The organism is Bacillus sp. AP50 (assembly GCF_040492675.1).
GTDB classification, from domain to species: Bacteria; Bacillota; Bacilli; order Bacillales; family Bacillaceae_G; genus Bacillus_A; species Bacillus_A cereus.
Genome location: NZ_JBEUTW010000508.1, coordinates 1 through 4,452, shown reverse-complemented (window position 1 = coordinate 4,452; position 4,452 = coordinate 1). Strand labels below are relative to the sequence as shown.

The window sequence follows — 4,452 nt, the reverse complement described above, 5'->3', positions numbered from 1 at the left end:
ACCTTATCATATTAATAACTTCAATTATATTTGGATTAAATCATCCATATGGAATCACTTATATAGTTGGTACAACGATAATTGGTCTTTTATATAACTATGCTTATTGGGTATATAAAAAAAAGAATGAAAAATATCAGGTTACCATGTCTGCTTTTGGGGTTGTTTTTTTGATTCACTTATTACATAATTCTGTTGCTTTTATAGCTTCAAATTTATCATTTTAGCCAAGAAGACTCCTTCCTCAAGGAGCGTAAAGGGTCAAAAAGCCAATTTAAATATGTAGAAGAAATGAATGCATTTGCTTGTCCGATGGGGTGTATTTTAGAGTATGCGACAACGGATCGTGAAGGATATCATCAATATAAATCCAATCCAGAAGACTACGCTGTTTGTCCGCTACGTGAGGTATGTTTTTCAAAGAAACAAAAAGTTATCACTCATCATATATGGGAGAAATATAAGGATATCGCTAGAAAAAACAAACTAACAGTTACAGGGAAAAAGTTTTACAAAGTACGCTATTCAACTATAGAGCGAAGCTTTGCGGACGCCAAAGAACTACATGGCTATCGATATGCTCGATTTCGGGGGCTGAAGTCTGTCCAAATGCAGGCTTATCTCACCGCAACTTGTCAAAACATGAAAAAAAATAGCCCTCCATCTGACCAAAAAAGGTCTGGTGGAGGGCTATTTTTTTGAAACTCTATTATTTTATATTGTTTTTATTCGCTAAAATCAAAAACAAACTCATCTTATGACCGCGTTTCTTCTTACGAAATTAAGTAATTGTTCCAATAGCTGGTTTTTTAGTCATAGAATTACTTTCTCTCTCAGCTTTATTATTCTGTTCTTTCGCCTAAAATTCCAATATCCCCATTACTTCCTTCGTAAATAGTTTGAAATCAGTTAAATGTTTTTCAATAATTTGACGAACAATATCTAAATTTACACTTTGATAATCATGAACAGCAATATTACGAAATCCAACCATCGCCTTTAACTTATTTGCTAGATCAGCGCTAAGTAATCCTGCTGTAACCAATAAATCAAAGGCCTCTCGACTAGATTGGGGTAGTCCTAATTTTTTCCCAGCAACAATATGCATTGCTAGATCAATACTCGCTTCACAAGCTCTTTGTATATTCAATATTATTGAATCTTGTTTTGTAAAGTCCTCTAAATTTTCAGGGTCATTTCCATACACATCTTGGATTCTTTTTATACAACGCTCTATTGTAGAAATTTTATTTAAAATAACCTCATTCTTCATATATAGAACCTCTTTTCTTTATATCATCAAATACTACCTGTCGTTCTTCATTCAATTTTGAATACATTTTTAAAGTTTTCATTTCAAAAATAACCTTACGTTTTTCATCGGAACAAAATATTGTCTTTCCTGTATGTATAATCTGAGCTTGAAAAACTGTAGAAGCTTCGGATAAATCAACTAAATCAACATCTCTCTGAACAATGTTAGCTAACTCCTGTGCTAATAAAAAACGTTCATAGTTCCCTAATGTTGTGTCACTTACATAAGCTATATCAATATCACTATCTTCTCGTTCTCTGTTCTCAGCCGTTGATCCAAACACAATTATCCAATAGGGATTCACCGTCTCTTGTAATTTTTCTATAATAGCTGTTATCATGCTTTGAAAAATCATTTAATTAATCCCCCTTATTGTACTTGAATTTTATTATATCATAACCAATCATAAATCCTTTAAACGACTATAAATACGTAAACAAAATTAAGCTTTTTTAGTACTTAACTCCTCACAAAATCAGAAGCTTATTTCTGACCTAAAATTATTATAGTTCAGGAGTAGATATATTGTAGCTTTGGATCTTAAATAATTGTTAATAATCCAACACTTTCCTGTTAAATGCTTTTTTATTTTCTTCCTGCAAAATTAAAAGACTGACAATAACTGTCAGCCTCTTACTTTAACAACTCTAAAGAACTTTCGCCTATTTCACAATATACATTCTAATAGTTTGAGGATATATTGCTCTAATAAAGAATTATATATTAATCCACCTTTAATTTTTCTTTTACCTTTGTAGGGAGTTCATCTTTTTTCACTTCTTCCCAAGATTTCACACCTTTTTTCTCAGAGTAATATATACGTAAAAACGCTTCTTTACGAAGGTTTTTTAACGCTGTAAACTCCATTTCTTTCTCTTTACCATCCTTATCAAATCCAGGTAATTTATATTCGTAAGTCGTATCCCCATTTACATTTTTCTCTTTTAATTTTTCACCATCCTTGGTAATTTGCACATAATATGTATCTGTACCAAGACGATTTAAATTACACCCGGATAACAACACAGTAAACATCACAAAAAAGCTACACATAAGCACTATTCGTTTCATATTATTCACCTCATATCTTTTCTCACAAAAATTATATCCTAATCTATTGGCTGCCAAAATTCATTTCCATTACGCTAACATTACGTTTTTGTAAGGTAGTAAAAACAGCTTAAAATAAAAAGGATATAAATTCATATTTCTATTGAATTCATATCCTTTGTTCTTATTGAGTAAACTATTTTGCCCCATGCTTAATAGGAGGTATTTCTATTATTCTGGGAAAATAAAGCTAGAGTCCTCTCCACTATTAGCGGTATCTTCTTTCGGGAATGTAATAGTAGATCCTTCATTTCCCTTATTTCCTTTATTTATTTCTTGTTCCTCAGGAAATACAATGGAAGAATCATTACCTAAGTTTGGTGAAAAACCAAGTTTAGATAAAATAGCTTTTAAGTCAGGTAAAACACCAATTTTATCAGAAGTTGGATCATTTGATTTCGTTCCGGTGCTAGAATCACTTAAAATATCCCTAAGCTGTCTTGGTGTATATACTCTCCCCTGATTATTTTTTGCAATTCCTTGAATTGATGCTGCAGCACCAGCAATAATAGGTGATGCGCTAGATGTTCCAGCAAAACTAGATGTATATAGATTTGTTATAAATTCACTTGGTTTAGCATCTGTAGTATCTACTGCATTCCCCCATCCATACACATCCACTCTACTACCGTAATTAGAGAAATATGAACGCTTATGAGGAACCCTTGCAGAAGCTGCCCCAACCATAATTGCCCCTGAATCTTTAAAATCAGGACTATTACGATTTAAAACTTGTTTACCATTACGGTCTCTAAATTGATCCAAGTCATTTCCGCCGTTTGCACCTGCTTCAATAATAATAATTCCCTTATTTGTTCCCATACGAATTGCATCAAATATGTCTGGTTTTACTTCCACAGGAAAATAGTTCTTATCTCCATATCCATCGTAAGTTGCTTGTGCCTCTAGTAAAAGAATATCTCCAGCTTGCATATTGTTAACCGCACTTAAAATAGCATCAGCTGTATTATAATTTCCGTTATCCCTAATCTGGGATACAACCTTTACCTTAGCTTTCGGTGCGATCCCAATTCCACCTATGTTATTATCCTCTGCCGAAACAATTCCTAAGACTGAGGTACCATGATCATGGTGCTCGCTTTTATTCTGTCCAGATATCAATTCAATCTTTTGATTCACTAAATCCTCATGATTAAATAACCACCCATACTCCATATCTACGAAAGTAGTTCCTTTTCCATCTCCACCTTTTATGCTCCAGGCATAAGGTGCATTAATTCCTAATGGTGCTGGTTCAAGGTAACCTTGTCTTGTAAGTCTAGGCTCATCATATGGATTAACAGATAAGTTTGGCAAACGCTCTGCTGGTGGCGCCTCTTCTTCCTGTAAATACGCCGTTTCAACAAGAGATGATTTTTCAAATTTTGTAAGTAATGCTTGTACATCAATATCATCTTGAGTTTCTACAATATAATAGTTTAGCAAATTAGAAGAAATATGATTGGAATCTTTTATTTCTTTACCAAGATTTTTAATTTCTTTAGGATTTAAAGAATTAAAAAGTCGATTTATAGTTACATTTGGATATTCAGCTAAAATTCCAATTAATTCAGGATCTTGTTTTTCTTCTTTAATGAATTTTTCTATTCCATCCTGATATGGTAAATTCACTTCATTTTTAAATTTTAAAATTAATTGTTTAGTAACTTGCTTATGTACAGTAGAATTCAATTGCTTATTTGAATAATTATAAGTAGCTGCGTAGGCAACTTCTGATTTTTCACTTGGAAGTATACTGCCTACTCCATTAAATGCTGTTAATGCAATTGAAGAAACTAGAATTCCCTTAAAAATTTTCAAAACGCACACCTCTTTTTATTTATATATACTTATAAAAAAATGTATATTACCTAATTTCTTTTTATACAAACGTTTTATATGTAGGACTATATTTTCAACTCCATTCATTCTTTAATATTTGTTTATACATCATTAATACAACCAATTCATACCAACAACTTTATTAATTCAGTTGCATTACTGTAACCCTGTCTCTTATACACATC

General features: G+C 32.1%; 5 protein-coding genes and 1 pseudogene. 2 read left to right on the top strand and 4 right to left on the bottom strand.

Going from position 1 to position 4,452, the window contains the following annotated elements; genetic code table 11:
- Nucleotides 1-227 (top strand): CPBP family glutamic-type intramembrane protease (locus ABWK52_RS25625; RefSeq protein WP_353772216.1); only part of this gene is annotated, 227 nt, incomplete at its 5' end.
- A gap of 34 nt (nt 228-261) precedes the next feature.
- Nucleotides 262-736 (top strand): annotated as a pseudogene (locus tag ABWK52_RS25620) (transposase); the annotation flags it as partial.
- Nucleotides 737-859: 123 nt separating this feature from the next.
- Here the strand turns inward: ABWK52_RS25620 and hepT are convergent.
- From hepT to ABWK52_RS25600, 4 genes are all read right to left on the bottom strand, one after another.
- On the bottom strand, nt 860-1,273 hold the full coding sequence (gene hepT / locus ABWK52_RS25615) for a type VII toxin-antitoxin system HepT family RNase toxin (protein ID WP_000787540.1): 414 nt from the start codon (nt 1,271-1,273) through the stop codon (nt 860-862).
- Complete coding sequence (gene mntA / locus ABWK52_RS25610) at nt 1,263-1,670, bottom strand: type VII toxin-antitoxin system MntA family adenylyltransferase antitoxin (RefSeq protein ID WP_000577229.1); 408 nt, start codon at nt 1,668-1,670, stop codon at nt 1,263-1,265. The genes hepT and mntA overlap by 11 nt, the downstream gene beginning before the upstream one ends.
- A gap of 368 nt (nt 1,671-2,038) precedes the next feature.
- On the bottom strand, nt 2,039-2,386 hold the full coding sequence (locus ABWK52_RS25605) for a YxeA family protein (RefSeq protein WP_000822910.1): 348 nt from the start codon (nt 2,384-2,386) through the stop codon (nt 2,039-2,041).
- A 210-nt stretch (nt 2,387-2,596) separates the two neighbouring features.
- Nucleotides 2,597-4,246, bottom strand: coding sequence for a S8 family peptidase (locus ABWK52_RS25600; RefSeq protein WP_353772215.1), 1,650 nt, complete (start codon nt 4,244-4,246; stop codon nt 2,597-2,599).
- Between the last annotated feature and the right edge of the window lie 206 nt (nt 4,247-4,452).